Annotated in this window: 23 protein-coding genes, 1 tRNA gene and 1 other annotated feature; of the genes, 9 read left to right on the top strand and 15 right to left on the bottom strand. The window is 65.5% G+C overall.

Annotation, left to right across the window (positions count from 1 at the left end):
- Positions 1-78: 78 nt before the first annotated feature.
- The 5 genes from AC3IPP_RS10985 to AC3IPP_RS10965 all read right to left on the bottom strand — a co-directional run bounded on the left by AC3IPP_RS10985 (position 79) and on the right by AC3IPP_RS10965 (position 3422).
- Positions 79-1307, bottom strand: a protein-coding gene (locus AC3IPP_RS10985; protein ID WP_128114971.1) for an IS3 family transposase whose coding sequence is annotated in 2 segments (ribosomal slippage) — positions 79-1019 and positions 1019-1307 — 1230 coding nt in all. Because the reading frame shifts where the segments join, the coding sequence is not laid out codon by codon here.
- Positions 910-1026 (bottom strand) — a sequence feature (AL1L pseudoknot). Its footprint overlaps the gene before it by 117 nt.
- A 376-nt stretch (positions 1308-1683) precedes the next feature.
- Positions 1684-2079: a hypothetical protein gene (locus AC3IPP_RS10980; RefSeq protein ID WP_489149026.1), complete on the bottom strand. Its 396-nt coding sequence runs from the start codon at positions 2077-2079 to the stop codon at positions 1684-1686.
- Entirely contained in the window at positions 2060-2485 is a 426-nt protein-coding gene (locus AC3IPP_RS10975) for a helix-turn-helix domain-containing protein (protein WP_489177463.1), read from the bottom strand. The genes AC3IPP_RS10980 and AC3IPP_RS10975 overlap by 20 nt, the downstream gene beginning before the upstream one ends.
- Positions 2486-2770: 285 nt before the next feature.
- Positions 2771-3001 carry a hypothetical protein gene (locus tag AC3IPP_RS10970; protein WP_489149024.1) on the bottom strand — a complete coding sequence of 77 codons (231 nt, stop codon included), beginning with the start codon at positions 2999-3001 and terminating at the stop codon, positions 2771-2773.
- A gap of 345 nt (positions 3002-3346) precedes the next feature.
- A tRNA-Thr gene (locus AC3IPP_RS10965) sits at positions 3347-3422 on the bottom strand.
- Between the two features lie 51 nt (positions 3423-3473).
- Here AC3IPP_RS10965 and AC3IPP_RS10960 point away from each other — a divergent pair.
- Positions 3474-3824 (top strand): DMT family protein, encoded by a 351-nt coding sequence (locus AC3IPP_RS10960; protein WP_046653721.1) that lies wholly within the window; start codon positions 3474-3476, stop codon positions 3822-3824.
- Positions 3825-3828: 4 nt separating this feature from the next.
- Here the strand turns inward: AC3IPP_RS10960 and AC3IPP_RS10955 are convergent, their stop codons facing one another.
- Positions 3829-4266, bottom strand: coding sequence for an HIT family protein (locus AC3IPP_RS10955; RefSeq protein ID WP_489149023.1), 438 nt, complete (start codon positions 4264-4266; stop codon positions 3829-3831).
- 113 nt (positions 4267-4379) lie between these two features.
- On the opposite strand from AC3IPP_RS10955, the gene AC3IPP_RS10950 reads away from it, so the two are divergent.
- On the top strand, positions 4380-4736 hold the full coding sequence (locus tag AC3IPP_RS10950) for a phage holin family protein (protein WP_489149022.1): 357 nt from the start codon (positions 4380-4382) through the stop codon (positions 4734-4736).
- Between the two features lie 72 nt (positions 4737-4808).
- The gene (locus AC3IPP_RS10945) at positions 4809-5381 is read left to right on the top strand and encodes a DUF2239 family protein (RefSeq protein WP_489151060.1); all 573 of its coding nucleotides are present in this window, start codon (positions 4809-4811) and stop codon (positions 5379-5381) included.
- A 19-nt stretch (positions 5382-5400) separates the two neighbouring features.
- Here AC3IPP_RS10945 and AC3IPP_RS10940 read toward each other — a convergent pair whose 3' ends face one another.
- Positions 5401-6804, bottom strand: a complete 1404-nt coding sequence (locus tag AC3IPP_RS10940; protein WP_489149021.1) for a D-alanyl-D-alanine carboxypeptidase — start codon at positions 6802-6804, stop codon at positions 5401-5403.
- A 268-nt stretch (positions 6805-7072) separates the two neighbouring features.
- Here AC3IPP_RS10940 and AC3IPP_RS10935 point away from each other — a divergent pair, with 268 nt between their 5' ends.
- A complete protein-coding gene (locus AC3IPP_RS10935) occupies positions 7073-7543 on the top strand; it encodes a phasin family protein (protein WP_087141342.1) in 471 nt (156 codons plus the stop codon).
- A gap of 56 nt (positions 7544-7599) precedes the next feature.
- On the opposite strand, the gene AC3IPP_RS10930 is transcribed toward AC3IPP_RS10935, so the two are convergent.
- Positions 7600-8139: a nuclear transport factor 2 family protein gene (locus AC3IPP_RS10930; RefSeq protein ID WP_489149020.1), complete on the bottom strand. Its 540-nt coding sequence runs from the start codon at positions 8137-8139 to the stop codon at positions 7600-7602.
- Between the two features lie 140 nt (positions 8140-8279).
- On the opposite strand from AC3IPP_RS10930, the gene clpS reads away from it, so the two are divergent.
- Both clpS and clpA read left to right on the top strand, forming a co-directional pair.
- Complete coding sequence (clpS, locus tag AC3IPP_RS10925) at positions 8280-8609, top strand: ATP-dependent Clp protease adapter ClpS (RefSeq protein ID WP_003164443.1); 330 nt, start codon at positions 8280-8282, stop codon at positions 8607-8609.
- A gap of 12 nt (positions 8610-8621) precedes the next feature.
- Positions 8622-10928: an ATP-dependent Clp protease ATP-binding subunit ClpA gene (gene clpA, locus AC3IPP_RS10920; RefSeq protein WP_489149019.1), complete on the top strand. Its 2307-nt coding sequence runs from the start codon at positions 8622-8624 to the stop codon at positions 10926-10928.
- Positions 10929-10999: 71 nt separating this feature from the next.
- Here clpA and AC3IPP_RS10915 read toward each other — a convergent pair whose 3' ends face one another.
- The 4 genes from AC3IPP_RS10915 to AC3IPP_RS10900 all read right to left on the bottom strand — a co-directional run bounded on the left by AC3IPP_RS10915 (position 11000) and on the right by AC3IPP_RS10900 (position 14602).
- Positions 11000-11305 carry a CsbD family protein gene (locus tag AC3IPP_RS10915; protein ID WP_489149018.1) on the bottom strand — a complete coding sequence of 102 codons (306 nt, stop codon included), beginning with the start codon at positions 11303-11305 and terminating at the stop codon, positions 11000-11002.
- Positions 11306-11394: 89 nt separating this feature from the next.
- Complete coding sequence (locus AC3IPP_RS10910) at positions 11395-12639, bottom strand: GNAT family N-acetyltransferase (protein ID WP_489149017.1); 1245 nt, start codon at positions 12637-12639, stop codon at positions 11395-11397.
- Between the two features lie 172 nt (positions 12640-12811).
- On the bottom strand, positions 12812-13270 hold the full coding sequence (locus AC3IPP_RS10905; protein ID WP_200166643.1) for a RidA family protein: 459 nt from the start codon (positions 13268-13270) through the stop codon (positions 12812-12814).
- A gap of 57 nt (positions 13271-13327) precedes the next feature.
- A complete protein-coding gene (locus AC3IPP_RS10900) occupies positions 13328-14602 on the bottom strand; it encodes a DNA polymerase IV (protein ID WP_489149016.1) in 1275 nt (424 codons plus the stop codon).
- A 124-nt stretch (positions 14603-14726) separates the two neighbouring features.
- On the opposite strand from AC3IPP_RS10900, the gene AC3IPP_RS10895 reads away from it, so the two are divergent.
- Positions 14727-15104: a response regulator gene (locus AC3IPP_RS10895; protein ID WP_003164449.1), complete on the top strand. Its 378-nt coding sequence runs from the start codon at positions 14727-14729 to the stop codon at positions 15102-15104.
- On the top strand, positions 15101-16462 hold the full coding sequence (locus AC3IPP_RS10890) for a PleD family two-component system response regulator (RefSeq protein WP_087141349.1): 1362 nt from the start codon (positions 15101-15103) through the stop codon (positions 16460-16462). Before AC3IPP_RS10895 ends, AC3IPP_RS10890 begins: the two co-directional genes overlap by 4 nt.
- 91 nt (positions 16463-16553) lie before the next feature.
- On the opposite strand, the gene rpmG is transcribed toward AC3IPP_RS10890, so the two are convergent.
- On the bottom strand, positions 16554-16721 hold the full coding sequence (gene rpmG / locus AC3IPP_RS10885) for a 50S ribosomal protein L33 (protein WP_003164451.1): 168 nt from the start codon (positions 16719-16721) through the stop codon (positions 16554-16556).
- 126 nt (positions 16722-16847) lie between these two features.
- Here rpmG and AC3IPP_RS10880 point away from each other — a divergent pair, with 126 nt between their 5' ends.
- Positions 16848-17462, top strand: a complete 615-nt coding sequence (locus AC3IPP_RS10880; RefSeq protein ID WP_489149015.1) for a hypothetical protein — start codon at positions 16848-16850, stop codon at positions 17460-17462.
- 4 nt (positions 17463-17466) lie between these two features.
- Here the strand turns inward: AC3IPP_RS10880 and AC3IPP_RS10875 are convergent, their stop codons facing one another.
- Positions 17467-17877: a DUF5990 family protein gene (locus AC3IPP_RS10875; protein WP_489149014.1), complete on the bottom strand. Its 411-nt coding sequence runs from the start codon at positions 17875-17877 to the stop codon at positions 17467-17469.
- Positions 17878-17881: 4 nt separating this feature from the next.
- Positions 17882-18589, bottom strand: a complete 708-nt coding sequence (locus AC3IPP_RS10870) for an NUDIX hydrolase (protein ID WP_489149013.1) — start codon at positions 18587-18589, stop codon at positions 17882-17884.
- Positions 18590-18677: the final 88 nt, after the last annotated feature.

Here is an 18677-nt window from a genome sequence, read left to right as displayed (position 1 = left end):
CGCTAATGACCGTCCAAGCTGCTAATCTGATGGAGACATTGAACCGCTCCGGGTTTCCCGGAGGCTATTTGGTTTAAGTTATGCGGCGATGGGGACGTGGTCCATCGCCGCGTAGTAACGCTGCTCTGCCTCGGCGGGCGGGATGTTGCCGATGGGTTCGAGCAGGCGTCGGTTGTTGAACCAGTCGACCCATTCGAGCGTGGCGTACTCGACGGCTTCGAAGGTGCGCCACGGCCCGCGTCGATGGATGACCTCGGCTTTGTAGAGACCGTTGATGGTCTCGGCGAGGGCGTTGTCATAGCTGTCGCCTACGCTGCCCACCGAAGGCTCGATGCCGGCCTCCGCCAGGCGCTCGGTGTACTTGATCGAAAGATACTGACTGCCGCGATCGCTGTGATGGATCAGGCCGCCGCCGTGGACGGGGCGACGGTCATGGATCGCCTGCTCCAGGGCGTCGAGGACGAAGGCGGCATGGGCCGTCCGGCTGACGCGCCAGCCCACGATGTAGCGGGCGTAGACGTCGATTACGAAGGCCACATAGACGAAGCCCGCCCAGGTCGCGACGTAGGTGAAGTCGGAGACCCAGAGCCGGTTGGGCGCGGGCGCTTGGAACTGTCGGTTCACCTGATCCAGCGGACACGGCGTCGCCTTGTCGCTGAACGTCGTGCGCACAGGCTTGCCGCGGATCACGCCCTGAAGGCCCAGGTCCCGCATCAGCCGCTGGACCGTGCAACGGGCGACGGGGAGCCTCTCACGCCGCATCTGCCGCCAGACCTTGCGCACGCCGTAAACACCGAAGTTCTCGGTGAAGACGCGCAGCACCTCGGGCCGGAGCGCTTCGTCACGCTGGAGCCGGGCCGGACGCCGGGCCGGATCGCGGCGCCGGGCGAGATGCTCATGGTAGGTCGACGGGGCGATCGGCAGGACCCTGCAGATCGGCTCGACCCCGTGGGCCTGTCGGTGATCGTCGATGAAGGCGATCATCGCTTGAACGGGCGGTCGAGCTCCGCCTGCGCAAAATAGGCCGACGCCTTGCGGAGAATCTCGTTGGCCTGACGGAGTTCGCGGTTCTCCCGCTCCAGCGCCTTGAGCTTCTCGGCCAGGTCGGTCGGGACGCCGGCGCGCCGGCCTGCGTCCACCTCCGCCTTCTTGACCCACTCGTTCAGCGTATGCGCCGAGCAGCCGATCTTGCTCGCCACCGAAACTATCGCCGCCCAGCGCGACGGATGCTCCACGCCATGATCCAGCACCATCCGAACCGCTCGATCGCGGACCTCCGGCGCAAATTTGTTCGTCGTCTTGCTCATCGGGCTCCATCCTACTCAGGAGTTGGAGCCTCCGGGAAACCCGGGGCGGTTCAACATCGGTCCACACATAGAGCCCGCTCACTAAGAGGGGGACGGTGTGAGAGAACGCGACGATGAGCTGGGTTCCTGCGGCTAGAATGAGCCACCAGCGGTCGACTTTTTCAGCGCACCACCACAGGGCACAGAATAGAACGAGCTCTGTTAGGAAGGTGCCGAGCCGAAAAGTTCCGCCGATGGTCCAAGTGTAAACGAGCGGGTTTGCGACGATGTAGGCAGCGACTACCGCCACGGAAAATCTTTCGCTCCACGTGCCGAACCGGAGCAACAGCGCGCCGGCGAGCGCATTGATGAGCAGGAGCGTGGCGGCAAGCATAGATCAGCTTGTCAGCATTTCGGCAGTCTTCACGCCATGTTTGGTGCCGTCATCAGGCTTCGGCTCGAGCGGACCGCCAAGCGACCAGTCTGCGCCGATTTTGTTGCCGGCGACTTCGAGGGAGCGGTGGAGCGAGACGAGTGACGAGCGGTACTCGATGCCGTTCGATATAGCTTCGCCGAGCTTGGCGAGGGCAGCTTGGCCGAACTGGGCGGGCAGGCCCACTTCATTGCGACCGGATGTCATGCTGGTGAGGAGCACGCCCGCTTGAGCCAGGGACATATCGACCCGAAGCTCCGTTTCGCGAAGATCTGCAGCGATCACACCGGCAAACTGGTTCAGTTTCTTAGCATCCATCTTATCCGCGCCCCTTGAGAGGTCAGTGTTGACTTGGGTCAACAGCCCATCGGTTTGCGACTTCGGAAATGAAGCCAAGGAGGCCGAGAAAGGCGGCGCCGAATATGAGGACAAGGAGGCCGGCTAGCAGGATCAGCCAAATCCTTGAACCCCATAATCGTGGCGGCGCCGGCAAGTAGGCTGGCGCCAGAGCCAACGCTGAAAAGCCGCTGGCTCTTTCCCCCTCGCTCAGCTGACCGACGCAATCCGTTGGGCTGCTGATAGGGGGATGAGGGGACGACTCGGGCCCCGAGGGGATACTGAGAGCACCGTATAGCGGTTTTCCCGCTAGCTTCCGGTAGGCTGATTTTCGAGAGGGGGCGTCAAGTCGCGCCATGGCCTGGCGGATGTGCAGGCTGACTGTGTGAGGCGACAAACCCAGCTCTCGCGCGATCTCCTTGTCCGTCATGGTGGCGGACAAGATCAGGCATTCTCTTTGGCGTGGCGTAAGTTCGCTGCCGATCATGGACAACCCCTGATCCACTAGACCCTCGTGGAACTACGAGGGTCTATCGGGGGGCGGTGTCCGTCCAGAAATTGTAACGCGCTGATAAAAAAGGGTGTGGATCGTTAATGCTGGAGACGCAGGTCCAGCCGATGAATCTTCGGTTGAACCCAATGGTGGCGCTTTCTCAACAAGCGCGCAGCCCGCACACACAGCGCCAAGGCTTGCTCGGCATTCCTTTGTGGCTGCTCATGGACGAACTTCCGCTGCTGTGCTCAAGGAGATGCCTCTAGCCTTCATGTCCTCGAAGGCGGCGAGCACCTTTTCAGCGGCGCCTGGGGCGATCTTATTGAGCGTAGCCGCATGGCGAACGAGCATGTTGACCAACACTGGGTCATGCTTGGCGGCCTCGCCCTGGCGCCAGACGGCGACCATCTGCGCCAGCTGAAGCTCGGTAGGGGTTGGGACGAAATCGCTCATTGCGGCCGCCCCACAAGTCGCATTCCCGCGACCAGCCCTGCGATCAGATCGACCGTTGGAGTGGGAATGTCCGCGCAGTCGCGCTGGTCAAGCTCTCGGTCTAGCTGCTCCAGGTCGCGAGCGAAGGCCTCGTCTGGGCCAAGGGGTTTCGTTTCCATCTTCGTTCTCCTCAGGCACCGACCCGAGGCGGATTCCTACACGGGAACGAAATGAGAACAAGGACCGAATCTAGTTCGGGACTATTCCGGGACTGTTCCCGCAATCCCGGGGGTATGGACGCTGTTTGTTCTACTTTTCGACCCGCCCCATGACTGGCACATTGTGTTGTGAAGTCATGGGGTTAGGTGGTGCCGGTTGCAGGAATCGAACCCGCGACCTTCGGTTTACAAAACCGCTGCTCTACCAGCTGAGCTAAACCGGCGTGGCCCGCCTTATGCTGGCGGAATCTGTTTGACGCAAGCACACTGATCGAATGCCTTCGCTGCCCTATCTCGCGCCCATCGTCATGCTGGCGCTGTCCAACGTCTTCATGACCTTCGCCTGGTATGGGCACCTGAAATTCGGGGCCAAGCCGCTGTGGATCGTGGTCCTGATCAGTTGGGGAATCGCCTTCTTTGAATACTGGCTGGCGGTGCCCGCCAACCGCATCGGCCATCAGGTCTATTCGGCGGCCGAGCTGAAGACCATGCAGGAGGTGATCACCCTGCTGGTCTTCGCGATCTTCTCGGTGATGTATCTGGGCGAGAAGCTGACGGTGAACCATCTGATCGGCTTCGCGCTGATCGCCGGCGGCGCCTTTTTCATCTTCAAGGGGCCGCTGTAGGCCGTCAGTCCAGTGCGGCGGCGATCTTTTCCGCTAGCATTTTCAGCTGCTCGGCGTCGGCCATGGGGGCGTGGCCGTGGCCCTTCATCGGGCGGTCGGCCCAACGCGGCACGATGTGGAAATGCAGGTGGAAGACCGTCTGGCCGCCGACGTCGCCGTTGAACTGCATCAGGCTGAGACCTTCGGGCTTCAGCGCCGTTTCGACCGCGCGGGCGGTGCGCTGGACGGCGGCGGTCAGGGTGACCAGGGCCTGCGGCTCGATCTCCAGGATATTGCGGGCGGTCGAGGTCTTGGACACGACCAGGACGTGGCCCTCGGACTGCGGAAACACGTCCATGAAGGCCAGGACGTCGTCGTCCTCCCACACCTTCACGCTGGGCATGTCGCCGCGCAGGATCTTGGCGAAGATGTTGTCCGGATCATAGGCGCCGTGAAGGCTCATGGGGGTCTCCTTCGGGGTAGAGCCCTCAGCCTAGCAGGCGATCTTGCCGGACGCACGGAGCGGAACGCCGCGATATGCGCTTATATGGTCAAGGTTCTACTGTTGGAGGCGTCATGCTGGGTTTCATCGTTCAGGCCGTGGTCACGGCGATCGGCCTGTGGGCCTCGGCCAAGCTGGTGCCGGGAGTGGAGTTCACCTCGACCGGGTCGCTGATCGCGGCGGCGGTCATCCTGGGCGTGGTCAACGCCTTCGTGCGGCCGCTGATGGTGATCCTGACCCTGCCGCTGACCATCGTCACCTTTGGCCTGTTCCTGCTGGTGGTGAACGCCGCCATGATCGGGCTGACGGCCATGTTCCTGGGCGGCTTCGTCGTCGACGGTCTGTGGGCCGGGATCGGCGCGGCCATCGTCACCGGCGTGGTCAGCTGGATCGCGGGCGCCCTGTTCGGCGGGATGGACGAGCGAGGCTAATAAATTACCCGGATAATATTGACGCGATAATATCGTCCGGGTAATTCCTTCCTCTACAAGTGAGGATGGATGATGTCTCTATGCACGGCCTTCAGCGGCCACACGATGATCGCGACCGGGTCTCTGGCCCAGGTAGCTGGTGCGGTGAAGAGCGCGCACGACGCCGGGCAGGCGGTCCTGGTCTTTCGGGACGAGGATGCGCGGCCGGTGGACCTGGATCTGCGCGGCGATCTTGCAGCGGTGCTGGCGCGGCTGCCGCTCGACCCGCCGCAGCCGGAGCCGGAGAAGCGCGGGCCGGGGCGGCCCAAGCTGGGCGTGACGCCGCGTGAAGTCACCTTGCTGCCGCGCCACTGGGGCTGGCTGGCGTCACAGCCGGGCGGGGCGTCGGTGGCCCTGCGCAAGCTGGTCGAGGCCGCCCTGCGCGAGGCGGAGGGGCCGGACCGGATGCGTCGCAGCCGCGAGGCGGCCTATCGCTTCATGACGGCCGTGGCGGGCGACCTGCCGGATTATGAAGAGGCCGTGCGGATGCTGTTCGCGGGCGACTGGACGGCGTTCGACGCGCGGACGAACGCCTGGCCCGCCGATGTGCGCGATTACGCCCGGCGTCTGGCCGAGCCGGGATGGCGCAACGGCCAGGGACGCTGAGAAACCAGGGACGCTGAGGTCAGCTGGGGCGGATCACCATGCAGGTGACGCGGCGCTCCGACAGAGCCTCGCACGCCGCCTCGGCCGATTGCTGGGTCATGCCGGTGAAGCGCGACCGATACCAGCCGTTCGCCGTCTGCACGTCGCGCTGGGCGCTTGAAAACTGGGTGCGGAAGCGGCGGCTGACGTCGTTCAGCCAGTCGCGGGCGACGGTTTCTTCGCGGAAGGCGCCGACCTGGACGGTCCAGCGACCAGCCGGGGCAGGGGCGGCGGCGCGTGCAGGCGGGGTGCGGGTCGCGCGGGCCGGCGCCGCCGGTGCGGCGGCCGAACCGCCGTTCAGGGCGGCGGTCAGATTCTCGGGCGGGCGGTTCTCGGCGCGGCGCGCCGACGGCGGCGGCGTCACCTCAGTCGGCAGGTTGCGCGGCGGCGGACCAGCGACATAGGCCACCTCGGTCGAGGAGCCGACGCCTTCGCCATCTTCGTCGGACAGGGAGGCGTAGGCGATGGGCGGCGAGGGATCGGCGCTGACGCCATAGCCGCGTTGCTCGAAGAAGGCCTGAGCCAGTTGGATGCGCTCGCCCTGACCGCGGCGACGCTGCACCTCGAAGCCGGTGTCCATCAGTTCGGCGACATGGTCGTTGCGGCTCTTGGTCGAGCGGCCGCCCATGACGATGGTGATGATCCGCTTGCCGTCGCGCACCGAAGAAGCCGCCAGATTGTAGCCCGAGGCGTTGGTGAAGCCGGTTTTGATGCCGTCATAACCGCGCCCGGTGGCCAGCAGGCCGTTGGTGTTGCGGTAGTCCCGGCCCTTGTAGAACCAGTCGTGCAGGCCGAGGTAGCGGTAGTATTGCGGATAATCGCGCATGACCGCCCGGCTCAGGACCGACAGGTCGCGCGCCGTGGTCGCCTGGCGCGTGTCGGGCAGGCCGTTGGCGGTGGTGAAGCGGGTCTGCTCCATTCCCAGCTCGCGCGCCTTTTCCGTCATCATCTGGGTGAAGCGGCCTTCGGATCCGCCGATGTGCTCGGCGATGACCACGGCCATGTCGTTGGCGCTGCGGACGGCCGTGGCGCGCATGGCGTCATCCAGGCTGATCGTCTGACCGGCGGCCAGGCCCAGCTTGGACGGCGGCTGCGAGGCCGCGCGCGGCGATACGGTCAGATTGTCGTTCAGGTTGACCTTACCGGACTCCAGCGCCTCGAACGCCAGATACAGGGTCATGACCTTGGTGATGGAGGCCGGATAGCGTCGCGCGTCGGCGAAGCGCGAGAACAGGACTTCGCCCGAGGCGGCGTCCACCACGATGGCGGCGTACCGGCTGTCGGACGACTGCGCCTCTGGCGGCGCGACGCCGATCGTCGGCGTCAGGACGATTCCCCCCAGGACCAGGGCGGCCAGGAAACGACGGCGGAAGATGGCGTTCATGGGCAAGCTACTAGCCTCGTCACTGTGGCGCGAAGACGGCTGCGATCACGCACGTTACAAAGGCTAACATCCGCTCCCTCGGTTTCGAGAGGGTTAACAGCGCGTCAACAGACTTGTGATCACGCCCCGTCGCAGCGGGAAGGTTATCGATGATCATATTGTGCGTCGCACAAATTTCACTTGAAGTCTTTTCGCAGGTGCACCATATCGCCGTTGTCGCGATGGGTTCGCCTGTCGCAAGAACCCTTTTTGCTTCAGGAGACTCCCCATGGCTGACGCCGCTGAGACCGTGAAGAAGACCGTCGAACAAACCACCGCCAAGGCCAAGGCCCAGGCTGAATCCATCCAGGCCGCCGGCGCCAAGGCGTTCCGCGAAGGCGTCGACAAGTCGGTCGCCTCGCTGAGCGAGATCAACGCGCACGGCAAGAAGAACCTGGAAGCCGTGGTCGAATCCGCCGCCGCCGCCCAGAAGGGCGCCGAGGCCCTGTCGCAACAGGCCGTGGCCTACAGCAAGAAGTCCTGGGAAGACGGCGTCGCCGCCGCTCAGTCCTTCTCGCAGGCCCGCTCGGTGCAGGAACTGTTCGAACTGCAGACCAACTGGGCCAAGTCGGCTGCTGAGGCCTATCTGGCCGAGTTCGGCAAGGCGACCGAGACCATGACCGCCTCGGTCAAGGACAGCTTCAAGCCGATCAACGAGCGCGTTTCGGCCGCTGTTGAGCAGTTCCAGGCCGCCCGCTAAGGCGCAACTGCACGCTTAATGCGAACGAGGTCCCGGCGGAGACGCCGGGGCCTTTTTCATGGTTTCTGTTCGGCGCTCATGGGAGCGTGGTCGATGCTGAAGGCGCGGGCCAGCCGCCAGCGCCCGTCCGGCTCCAGCCGCCACAGGACGGAGAAGCGGGCGCGTCCGACCAGGGTTTCAGGCCCGTCGCCCTGCCGTTCGTAGAACAGGTGGCTGCCTTCCTCGACAGCGCCGACGCCGGGGATGGCGTAGACCCGCATCGTGCCAGGCACGAGTTCGCGCCGTGAGCGCCAGGCGTCGGGGGCGGCCCGCGCCGTACAGCCCTTGCGATAGTCGTCGATGAAGCGCGCCCGCGTCGCCGTCAGGCCGCCCCGGTCGTGGTAGAATTCCAGGTCGTCAGTCACAAGATCGGCCAGGGTTCCGGGATCGCACTGGTCGAACATGGTCGAAAACAGGGCCGCGTCCCGTTCGGCGATGATGGGAGCGAGGGCGACGTCATCGGGATGGGCGGCGGGCGCCTGGCCCAGCATCAGGGCGGCGAACAGTCCGGCGATCAGGGGCATGGAGACGATCCGGGGCAGGGAACAGAAGCGCATTGATGCGGTTCCAGAGCTGAGATGTCCCGTGAATCTTTGGTCAGGCGATCGGGGTCACGCAGGCTGTGACTGGACGCATCTACAAATCAGGCCATCATTCCCTATCTGATCTTTTGACACTCCCCGATTACGGACCACGAATGCCTAACAGACGGCCAGGTGAACAAGGCGGAGGCGCAGGCGCCGCCGTCGTCACCGAGACAAAGCCGAAACTTCAGCGGCCCTCGCTTTATCGGGTGCTGATCCTGAATGACGACTACACCCCCATGGAGTTCGTCATCTACGTGCTGGAGCGGTTCTTCCAGAAGAGCCGCGAGGACGCGACCCGCATCATGCTGCACGTGCACCAGCATGGCGTCGGGGTCTGCGGTGTCTTTACCTACGAAGTGGCCGAAACCAAGGTCGCCCAGGTGGTCGAGACGGCGCGACGCCACCAGCATCCCCTGCAATGCACGATGGAAAAGGACTGAGAGGAACCTGCCATGCCTTCGTTTTCCCGTCCTCTCGAAGAGACCCTGCACCGCGCGGTCCACTACGCCAACGAGCGCCGGCATGAATACGCCACGCTCGAACACCTGCTGCTGGCCCTGATCGACGATCCGGACGCCTCGGCCGTGATGACGGCCTGCAACGTCGATCTGGGCGCGCTGAAGGCGGCGCTCGGCTCCTATGTCGACACCGACCTGGCCGCCCTGGCCACGGCCGATGGCGACGACGCCAAGCCCACCGCAGGTTTCCAGCGCGTGATCCAGCGCGCGGTCATCCACGTCCAGTCGTCCGGCCGCGAGGAAGTGACCGGCGCCAACGTCCTGGTCGCCATCTTCTCCGAACGCGAAAGCCACGCCGCCTATTTCCTGCAGGAGCAGGACATGACGCGTTACGACGCGGTCAACTTCATCGCTCACGGCATCGCCAAGAAGGCCGGGGCCAATGAAGCCCGCTCGGTGCGCGGCGGCTCCAGCCCTGAAGAGGCCGAGGACGGCTCGGTCGTCAAGCAAGGCGGCGAGGCGCTGGAAGCCTATTGCATCGACCTGAACGAGAAGGCCCGCAACGGCAAGATCGATCCCCTGATCGGTCGTCAGGCCGAGGTCGAGCGCTCGATCCAGATCCTGTGCCGCCGCACCAAGAACAACCCGCTTCTGGTCGGCGACCCCGGCGTCGGCAAAACCGCCATCGCCGAAGGTCTGGCGCGCAAGATCGTCAACGGCGAGGTGCCGGAGGTTCTCAAGGGCGCAACCATCTACAGCCTCGACATGGGTTCGTTGCTGGCGGGCACCCGCTATCGCGGCGACTTCGAGGAGCGGCTGAAGCAGGTCGTCAAGGAGTTGGAGAACCACGAGAACGCGGTCCTGTTCATCGACGAAATCCACACGGTGATCGGCGCCGGCGCGACGTCGGGCGGAGCCATGGACGCCTCCAACCTGCTGAAGCCGGCCCTGGCGTCCGGCAGCCTGCGCTGCATGGGCTCGACCACCTACAAGGAGTATCGCCAGCACTTCGAGAAGGACCGCGCCCTGGTGCGCCGCTTCCAGAAGATCGACGTCAATGAGCCGACGATTGAGGACACGGTGAAGATCCTCAAGGGTCTGAAGACGACCTATGAGACGCACCACAAGCTGCGCTACACGGACTCGGCCATCCGCACGGCGGTCGATCTGTCGGCGCGCTACATCACTGACCGCAAGCTGCCGGACAAGGCCATCGACGTGATCGACGAGGCGGGAGCGTCGCAGATGCTGCTGCCGGAATCGAAGCGCAAGAAGGTCATCGGCCAGAAGGAGGTCGAGGCCGTCATCGCCAAGATGGCCCGCATCCCGCCGAAGTCGGTCAGCAAGTCGGACACGGAATCCCTGCGCGAGCTGGAATCCGATCTGAAGCGCGTCGTCTATGGTCAGGAGCAGGCCATCGATCAGGTCTCGGCGGCGATGAAGCTGGCGCGGGCGGGTCTGCGTGATCCGAACAAGCCGATCGGCGCCTTCCTGTTCAGCGGTCCCACCGGCGTCGGCAAGACGGAAGTCGCCAAGCAACTCGCGGCCACTCTGGGCATCGAGATGCAGCGCTTCGACATGTCGGAATACATGGAGCGCCACACGGTCAGTCGTCTGATCGGCGCGCCTCCGGGCTATGTCGGCCATGACCAGGGCGGCCTGCTGACCGACGCCGTCGACCAGCATCCGCACTCGGTGGTGCTGCTGGATGAGATCGAGAAGGCGCACCCTGACGTCTACAACATCCTGCTGCAGGTGATGGACAACGGGACGCTGACCGACGCCATCGGCAAGAAGGTCGATTTCAGGAACGTCATCCTGATCATGACCACCAACGCCGGGGCCGCCGACAACGCACGCGCCTCCATCGGCTTCGGCCGGGGCAAGGTCGAGGGCGAGGACGACAAGGCCATCCAGCGCCTGTTCGCGCCGGAGTTCCGGAACCGTCTGGACGCCATCGTGGCCTTCAAGCCGCTGGGCGCCGAGACGATCCGCTCGGTGGTGACCAAGTTCGTGATGCAGTTGGAGGCCCAGCTGGCGGACCGCAACATCACCATCGAACTGACCGACGAGGCGACCGACTGGCTGGCCAAGAACGGCTTCGATGAACTGTATGGCGCACGGCCCCTGGCCCGCGTCATTCAGGAACACATCAAGAAGCCGCTGGCCGACGACATCCTGTTCGGCCGCCTGACCCGCGGCGGTCATGTGAAGGTCGAGCTGAAGGACGGCAAGATCGCCTTCGACATCACCCCGACCAAGGGCGCGGCGGTGAAGGAAGAGGAAGAAGAGACGGCCTGATCTCCCACCAGGCTCAAAGAGAAAGGCCCGGACGTCGCCGTCCGGGCCTTTTTTGTCGACCGAGGCGTCGCTTAGCGCTTGCGGCCCAGGGCGCCGAGCAGAACCGCCGCGCCGGCGATGATGCCGGTCGTCAGAAGGGGCTTGCGGCGGGCGAAATCCAGACCCTTGCGCGCCGGATCGCGCAGATCGGCGGGGGCCTTGTCCACCATGCCGTCCAAGCCGTCGATGACGCGGCCATAGGCGTTCTTGGCGCGGCCCGAGACTTCCTTGATGGCGCCGTCGACCTGAAGCTTGCTGTCGCCGACCATGCGGCCCATGCCGCGCTGGGCCTTGCCTTCAAATTCTTCGATCGCGCCTTCGATGCGTTGATTTGCCATGACTATTTACCTGTTGGGGAGTGAAACTCTCCAAGGAAGCGCGCAGGAACGGTCACGGTTCCGGTGTTCGTCCAAGGTGCGACGGGATGTCAGCCCTGGCGATAGGGCGACAGTTCCGTGGCCATCGCCTGCATCTCCGCCTCCACCGCCGGACGCTCCTGCTCAAGATAGCGGGCGACCGGATCGCGCAGCGCCGGATCGGCGATGAAATGGGCCGAATAGACGGGGGAGGGCAGGTAGCCGCGCGCGATCTTGTGATCCCCCTGGGCGCCCGCCTCGACCCGCGACAGGCCGCGCGAGATGGCGAAGTCGATGGCCTGATAATAGCACAGCTCGAAATGCAGGAAGGGGCGATCGACCAGCGTCCCCCACTGTCGGCCATATAGCGCCTCACGGCCGATGAAGTTCAGCGCCCCGGCGACCGGCGTCTCGTTCTCGAACGCCATGACCAGGGCGATGCGGTCGGCCATGCTTGCGCCGATGCGGGCGAAGAAGTCCCGCGTCAGATAGGGCCGTCCCCATTTGCGGTCGCCGGTGTCCATGTAGAAGGCGAAGAAGGCGTCCCAGTGCGCCGGCGTGATCTCCGCCCCGGTCAGGACGCGGATGTCGAGACCCGCCTGCGCCACGCGCCGCTCGCGCCGGATGGTCTTGCGGCGATTGGACGACAGGGCGGCCAGAAAGTCGTCGAAGGTCCGATAGCCCTCGTTGCGCCAGATGAACTGGATATCGCGGCGCGGCAGCAGGCCTGCCTCGGTCATGGCGCGCCATTCCGCCTCGGTCGGGAAGTTGACGTGCAGGGACGAGACGCCCAGTCGCTGCGTCAACGTCAGCGCGCTTTGCAGCAGGGCTGATCTGATCGCGTCATCCCGGCCGGAGCGCAGCGTAGAGCCGGGACCGCCAAGGGCGTTGTCGTCGACGTCTTGAGCGGCCTCGGATAAGCCCTGCGGGCTTTCCGGGGTGACGACGGAAGAGGGGCGGACCAGGAAGCGCGGCCCCGTCGCGGGGGTGAAGGGCACGGCGCCCAGCAGCTTGGGATAATAACGCCCGCCCGCGCGCTCATAGGCGTCGGCCCAGCTGTGGTCGAAGACATATTCGCCCTGGCTGTGGCCCTTCAGATAGAAGGGCATGACGCCGATCACGGCGCCGTCTTCATCATGCAGGGACAGATGGCGCGCCGCCCAGCCTTCAGCCGGGACGGCGCTGCCGGACGCTTCGCAGGCGTCGAGGAAGTCGTAGGAAACGAAAGGATCGCCGCTCGGGGCCGCACAGGCGTCCCATGCGTCCCGGCCTATGGCGGCGATGTTGTCGTGCACCTGTAGCGTGAAACCCGACACCTCTATCCTTCTCCCCTCGGGGGAGAAGGTGGGCGCTGAAAGCGCTCGGATGAGGGGGCTGTGTCCGCGTGCGAATGGGTCAAGGATGAGGGCGCAACACACCGCCCCCTCATCCGTCTCGCTACGCGAGCCACCTTCTCCCCCGAGGGAAGAAGGCAGGTGTTCACAGGTGTCACTTCACCTCGATGATGGCGTCCACTTCGACGGCGAAGCCGAGCGGCAGCTTGTAGACGCCGACGGCCGAACGCGAGTGCTTGCCCGCGTCGCCGAAGACCTGGACCATCAGGTCCGAGCAGCCGTTGATGACGCCGGGGATGGCTTCGAAATCCGGTCCGGCCTGTACGAAGCCGCCCAGCTTGACGATGCGGACCACGCGATCCAGGTCGCCGTCGACCGCGGCGTTGATCTGGGCCAGCAGGTTGATGCCGCACAGGCGGGCGGCCTCGGCGGCTTGCTCCGGGGTCACGTCCACGCCGACGGTGCCCTTGATGCCGCCGCTGGCGTCGTTCGATAGCTGGCCCGAGATGAAGATCTGCTCGCCCGAGCGGACGTAGGAGACGTAGCTGGCGACCGGCTTGGCGGGTTCCGGCAGGGTGATGCCCAGTTCGGCGATGCGGGCGTGGATGCTCATGTGACGACTCCGTTCAAAGGGGGTTCGGGCGGGGTTTAGCGCGGCGCGGCCGCCGCGTCATCCAGCGCGTTTGCCTGGCCGTTTCAAAGCGCGTCCGGCCACCACGGCGGCGACCCCGAACTTGTCGCGCAGGGCGTCGATGGCGGTCTCGGTTTTCAGGGCGCGGGTCTCGGCCGTGGCGAACAGGCCGGCGGGGGCGTCCTGGGCGTCGGCGATGTCGGCCATGCCGATGCCGATCAGCCGATAGGGCACGCCCAGTTCCGGCTTCAGCAACTCGCGTCCGGCGGCGAACAGGGCGCGCGCCGTCTGCACCGGATCGGCCAGGGTGACGCGGCGGGTCACGATCTTGAAGTCCGTCTTGCGCAGTTTCAGCACCACGACGCGGCTGGCTACGCCGTCGCGCCGCGCCTTGGAGGCCAGCTTCTCGCACAGGGGCCACAGCTCGGCCTCCAGCGCCTCGGCGGTGGTCAGGTCGTCGTTGAAGGTGGTCTCGGCGCTCATTCCGCGCCGGTCGTGGTCGGGGTTCACCGGGCGGCTGTCGCGGGCGTGGCTGAGGTCGTGCAGGCGCAGGCCCGTCTCGCCATAGCGCCGGATCAGATCCTTAACGTCGGCAGAGGCCAGATCGCCGATCACAGCGAAGCCGTCGGAGCGCAGGGTGCGGCCGAACACCGGCCCGACGCCGGGCAGGGTGGTCACGGGACGCGGCGCCAGCAGGCCTTGCGCCTCAGCGACGCCGATCACTGAAAAGCCGCGCGGCTTGTCCAGTTCGGACGCGATCTTGGCCAGGAAGCGGTTGGGCGCCAGGCCGATGGAGACGCTGAGCCCCGTCTCGTCCTCAATCCATTTCTGCAGGCGCGCCAGCTGGAAGGCGGGCGGGCCGCCATTCAGCCGCTCGGTGCCCTTCAGGTCGATCCAGGCTTCGTCCAGCGACAGGGTCTGGACCAGCGGCGTCAGGCGATGGACGGCGCCGAAGATGCGCTCGCTCTCGGCCACATATTTTCGAAAGTCCGGCTTGATCACCACGGCGTCGGGACAGGCCTTCAACGCCTTGAACATCGGCATGGCCGAGCCGACGCCATACAGCCGCGCTACATAGCAGGCGGTGGAGACGACGCCCCGCTTGCCGCCCCCGACGATCACCGGCTTGTCGCGCAGCTCCGGCCGATCGCGCTTCTCGACCGAGGCGTAGAAGGCGTCGCAGTCCATGTGGGCGATGTGCAGATCGCTCAGCTCGTCATGGGCGATCACCCGGCGCGAGGCGCACGACGGACACCGCGCGACCTTGCGGTCGCCGGTCCACAGACAGTCGCGGCAGAGGGCCGTGATGGCCACGCATGAACTCCGTTTGTCTCAGCTTCACGCCAACTTAAGACTGGCGCCGCCACAGTGCACTCAAGAAGGCGTAACAGCCCGCCGCGAAAGCGGATGAACAAGAGGCGCAACAGCCGGGTGGCGGATGTCCAAGAAGGTCCTCATCGTCGAGGATAATGAGCTGAACATGAAGCTTTTTCATGATCTGCTCGATTCTCAGGGGTATGAAGTGCTGCAGACTCGCGAAGGGCTGCAGGCGCTGGCGATTGCGCGCGAGCACCGCCCCGATCTGATCCTGATGGATATCCAATTGCCGGAGATCTCGGGCCTTGAAGTCACCAAATGGCTCAAGGACGACGAAGAGCTGAACCATATCCCCGTCATCGCCGTTACAGCCTTTGCCATGAAGGGTGATGAGGAACGGATACGGCAGGGGGGCTGCGAAGCTTACATCTCCAAGCCCATTTCAGTCATTTCCTTCCTGGAGACGGTGCGCAGGCACCTGGGTCAGGGGGCGGCATGAGCGCGCGAATCCTGGTGGTCGACGACGTCGAGGCGAACGTCCGGCTGCTCGAAGCCAAACTGACCCTCGAATACTACGACGTGCTCACCTGCCATGACGGCGCGACCGCCATCGCCCTGGCCGGCGCCGAGCAGCCGGATCTGATTCTGCTCGACGTGATGATGCCGGGAATGGACGGCTTCGAGACCTGCCGTCGGATCAAGGCGGCGGCGGAGACGCGCCATATCCCGGTGGTGCTGGTGACGGCGCTGGACGGGCGGCACGATCGGATCAAGGGCCTGGAGGCTGGGGCCGACGACTTCCTGTCCAAGCCGCTGGACGACGTGATCCTGATGGCGCGGGTCCGCAGCCTGACCCGGCTGAAAATGGTCATGGACGAACTGCGCGAGCGCGAGGAGAGCGGGCGTCGGGTCGGCGTCGACACCGGCGGCGTGGCGCGGCTCAAGGGCTCGGGCGGACGCGTTCTGATCGTCGATGACAATACGCTTCAGGCTCAGGTGATCGCGCAGGAGCTGTCGCGGGAGCACCGCCCCATGATCGAGCCCTCGGCCGAGGCAGGGCTTGAGACGGCGCGCGGTCCGGTCGATCTGGTGATCGTCAACATCACGTCCGAACGGTTCGACGGCTTGCGCCTGATCGCCCAGCTTCGTTCCAAGGAGCCGACGCGGCGCCTGCCGGTATTGGCCGTGGTGGACACCCAGGATCGGCCGCGCCTGCTCAAGGCGCTGGAACTGGGCGCGCACGACCTGCTGATCCGTCCCATCGATCCCGAGGAACTGGCGGCGCGGGTGCGGACCCAGGTGCGGCGCAAGCGCTATGGCGACTTCCTGCGCGAGAAGCTGGACCACAATCTGGAGATGGCGGTCACGGACCCCCTGACCGGCCTGCATAATCGTCGCTACATGAACGGCCAACTGGACGCCCTGGTGGCGCGCGCCAATCGCGGCGGCGACCCGGTGGCGGTGCTGGTGCTGGACATCGACCACTTCAAGGCGGTTAACGACAGCCTGGGCCACGACGCGGGCGACGAGGTTCTGCGCGAGTTCTCCGTGCGGCTGGCGACCAATGTACGGGCCGTGGACCTGCCGTGTCGGTTCGGCGGCGAAGAGTTCGTGGTGGTCATGCCCGGCACGACGCTGGAGGACGCCCATCGCATCGCCGAGCGAATTCGTCGGGACGTCGGCGCCTCGGCCTTCCGCATCCTGGGCGGCGAGCCGTTGAGCATCACCGTCTCGGTCGGCGTGGCGGCGACGAGGGGAGCGGACGACACGCCGGCCTCCCTGCTGAAGCGCGCCGACGAAGGCGTCTATGAGGCGAAGAAGGCCGGCCGCAATCGGGTGGTGGCGCGCGCCGCCTGACGCATCTGTCGTCGTATCACGGACAACGAAAAACGCCCGGTCCTGCGACCGGGCGTTTCGATTCTTGCAGGTTCAAGCGGGGGTTAAACCCTTACTTGATCTTGCCTTCCTTGAACTCGACGTGCTTGCGGACGACCGGGTCGTACTTCTTGACGACCATTTTCTCGGTCATCGTACGGGCGTTCTTCTTGGTGACGTAGAAGAAGCCGGTGTCGGCGGTGGAGTTCAGGCGGATCTTGATGGAAGCCGGTTTGGCCATCGGAAGTACCTTTGCGACGGCGAAAGCCGCATGAAACGAGAGGCGCGGAACATACTCAGGACGGGCTCAAAGTCAACGGTTTCGATGTCGCGTTGAGCGGGGCCGCAGAAGCGCTAGTGTTTCGCCATGAAAACGCCTGACTTCAAGCCCGCCCACGCCCTGTCCGTCGCCGTCATCGCGGCCGGATTGACCCTGTCCGCCTGCTCGTCCGAGCCTGCGGCGCCCGCCGCTACGCCCGATGCGGCTGCGGCCACGGCGCAGGACGCCTTCTTCGCGAATCTGACCGAACTGTGCGGCCAGCGATTTGAGGGCAAGGTCGTCACGACCGAGGCCGCCGACTCGGACTTCGTCGGCAAGCGCCTGCTGATGCACGTGCGCGACTGCTCGAAGGATGAGATTCGCATTCCCTTCTGGGTCGGCGAAGACCGCTCGCGCACTTGGGTCGTGACCCGCACAGAATCGGGCCTGCGCCTGAAGCACGATCACCGCCAGCCGGACGGCAAGACCGATCCGCTGCACTGGTACGGCGGCGACACCGTGAACGAAGGCACGGCCGAGCGGCAGGAATTCCCGGTCGATCAGGAATCCATCGACCTGTTTAACGCCCAGGACGCCTCGGTCTCGACGACCAACGTCTGGGCGATGGAGGTCCATCCCAAGCAGACCTTCGCCTATGAACTGCGTCGTCCGAACCGCCACTTCCGCGTCGATTTCGACCTGACCAAGCCGGTCGCCGAATAGGCCGTTAGAGCGCAGTCCACGCGGCCAGTGGTCTGACGGTGGCGCAAGCCGGTCCGCCGTCACGCCCTCGGCCGGGAAGGCGGGCCTCCAGCACCTGCCCGGCGCGCGCCAGAGCCAGCAGTTCGGCGGGAATGTCGTGTACGTCGATCTTGGCGCGTCGATCCCAGGCGCTGTCGACGTCGCCAGCGTGTTTGCCGATGCCGATGTAGACGAAGCGCCGTTCGGCGCCTTCGCGACGGACGAACGGACCCGCCAGTCGATCGTCGTCATCGAGCAGGACGGTCACATCCAAAGACAGCGGCGCGTCGCAGGCCGTAACGGCGTCGACAGGCCCGTCCTTGTCCTGAAGGCTGTAGCGAATGCCCGGCACGGGGTCGGCGATGGTCAGGCGCAGGGTGATCGGCTGCTTTCCCATCGGCTCAGTCCTGATGGTCGATGACGTGGCGGCCGTGCACCATGTGCACGAAGGGCAGGGGACGCTGTGGGGTCTTCAGCCGCTCGGCGACTTCGCCCAGCACGAAGCGGGTGATGGCGGGCAGGTCCAGTCCTCGCGCCTCGTCCAACGGAATCCAGGCGATTTCGTCCAGTTCGCCTGAGCCCTCGATGCGGTCGGGATCGCGCAGGGCCTCGACCGGGGCCATGAAGAAGCGGGCGTCGAAGCGGCGCGTGCGGCCTGGCGGGGTGATGGCGCGCGCCACATAGGACAGGACTGACAGATCAGGCAGAGCGCCTGCCTGACGATACTCCCGCCACGGCCCGGCGACTGAAGCGGTAGGCGCTGCGCGGCCCAGGATCAGGCCGGTTTCCTCAAACGTTTCGCGCACGGCGGCCAGGGCCAGCGCGCGGGCGCGACGGGCGGGCATCTCCGCCTGCAATCGTCGTGCGGCGTCGTTCGACAGGGCTCCGTCGTCGGCGGCGTTGAAATCCGCCCGTTCGATGCGTCCGCCCGGAAACACCCACTTCGACGCCATGAAGACGTGCCCCGGCGCCCGGCGGCCCATCAGCACCTCGGGGCGCCTGGCGTCGCGGGTCAGGATCAGCGTGGCCGCGTCCTTGGGACGTTGCGCGCCGCCGACACGCGGGGCGTCGGCGAGGTCTTGGGCTGCGTCGAAGGGGAGGGGGGTCATAGATGAATCTCCTTCCTTCTCCCCGTCGGGGGAGAAGGTGGATCGCGTAGCGAGACGGATGAGGGGGACGCTTGCTGCGTCCTGAACA

The organism is Brevundimonas sp. KH_060 (genome assembly GCF_057838275.1).
Note: the sequence above shows the minus strand (reverse complement) of the source record. Positions and strands in the feature narration are given on the sequence as shown.

What these genes read in the sequence shown, in the direction of transcription:
- AC3IPP_RS10875 (WP_489149014.1), bottom strand. Translation starts at nt 17,877, where the DNA reads ATGGGAAAGCAGCCGATCACCCTGCGCCTGACCATCGCCGACCCCGTG.
- rpmG (WP_003164451.1), bottom strand. Translation starts at nt 16,721, where the DNA reads ATGGCCAAACCGGCTTCCATCAAGATCCGCCTGAACTCCACCGCCGAC.
- AC3IPP_RS10870 (WP_489149013.1), bottom strand. Translation starts at nt 18,589, where the DNA reads ATGACCCCCCTCCCCTTCGACGCAGCCCAAGACCTCGCCGACGCCCCG.
- AC3IPP_RS10930 (WP_489149020.1), bottom strand. Translation starts at nt 8,139, where the DNA reads ATGCGCTTCTGTTCCCTGCCCCGGATCGTCTCCATGCCCCTGATCGCC.
- AC3IPP_RS10905 (WP_200166643.1), bottom strand. Translation starts at nt 13,270, where the DNA reads ATGAGCATCCACGCCCGCATCGCCGAACTGGGCATCACCCTGCCGGAA.
- AC3IPP_RS10975 (WP_489177463.1), bottom strand. Translation starts at nt 2,485, where the DNA reads ATGACGGACAAGGAGATCGCGCGAGAGCTGGGTTTGTCGCCTCACACA.
- AC3IPP_RS10880 (WP_489149015.1), top strand. Translation starts at nt 16,848, where the DNA reads ATGAAAACGCCTGACTTCAAGCCCGCCCACGCCCTGTCCGTCGCCGTC.
- AC3IPP_RS10915 (WP_489149018.1), bottom strand. Translation starts at nt 11,305, where the DNA reads ATGGCAAATCAACGCATCGAAGGCGCGATCGAAGAATTTGAAGGCAAG.
- AC3IPP_RS10935 (WP_087141342.1), top strand. Translation starts at nt 7,073, where the DNA reads ATGGCTGACGCCGCTGAGACCGTGAAGAAGACCGTCGAACAAACCACC.
- clpS (WP_003164443.1), top strand. Translation starts at nt 8,280, where the DNA reads ATGCCTAACAGACGGCCAGGTGAACAAGGCGGAGGCGCAGGCGCCGCC.
- AC3IPP_RS10890 (WP_087141349.1), top strand. Translation starts at nt 15,101, where the DNA reads ATGAGCGCGCGAATCCTGGTGGTCGACGACGTCGAGGCGAACGTCCGG.
- AC3IPP_RS10895 (WP_003164449.1), top strand. Translation starts at nt 14,727, where the DNA reads ATGTCCAAGAAGGTCCTCATCGTCGAGGATAATGAGCTGAACATGAAG.
- AC3IPP_RS10945 (WP_489151060.1), top strand. Translation starts at nt 4,809, where the DNA reads ATGTCTCTATGCACGGCCTTCAGCGGCCACACGATGATCGCGACCGGG.
- clpA (WP_489149019.1), top strand. Translation starts at nt 8,622, where the DNA reads ATGCCTTCGTTTTCCCGTCCTCTCGAAGAGACCCTGCACCGCGCGGTC.
- AC3IPP_RS10955 (WP_489149023.1), bottom strand. Translation starts at nt 4,266, where the DNA reads ATGAGCCTTCACGGCGCCTATGATCCGGACAACATCTTCGCCAAGATC.
- AC3IPP_RS10940 (WP_489149021.1), bottom strand. Translation starts at nt 6,804, where the DNA reads ATGAACGCCATCTTCCGCCGTCGTTTCCTGGCCGCCCTGGTCCTGGGG.
- AC3IPP_RS10970 (WP_489149024.1), bottom strand. Translation starts at nt 3,001, where the DNA reads ATGAGCGATTTCGTCCCAACCCCTACCGAGCTTCAGCTGGCGCAGATG.
- AC3IPP_RS10950 (WP_489149022.1), top strand. Translation starts at nt 4,380, where the DNA reads ATGCTGGGTTTCATCGTTCAGGCCGTGGTCACGGCGATCGGCCTGTGG.
- AC3IPP_RS10960 (WP_046653721.1), top strand. Translation starts at nt 3,474, where the DNA reads ATGCCTTCGCTGCCCTATCTCGCGCCCATCGTCATGCTGGCGCTGTCC.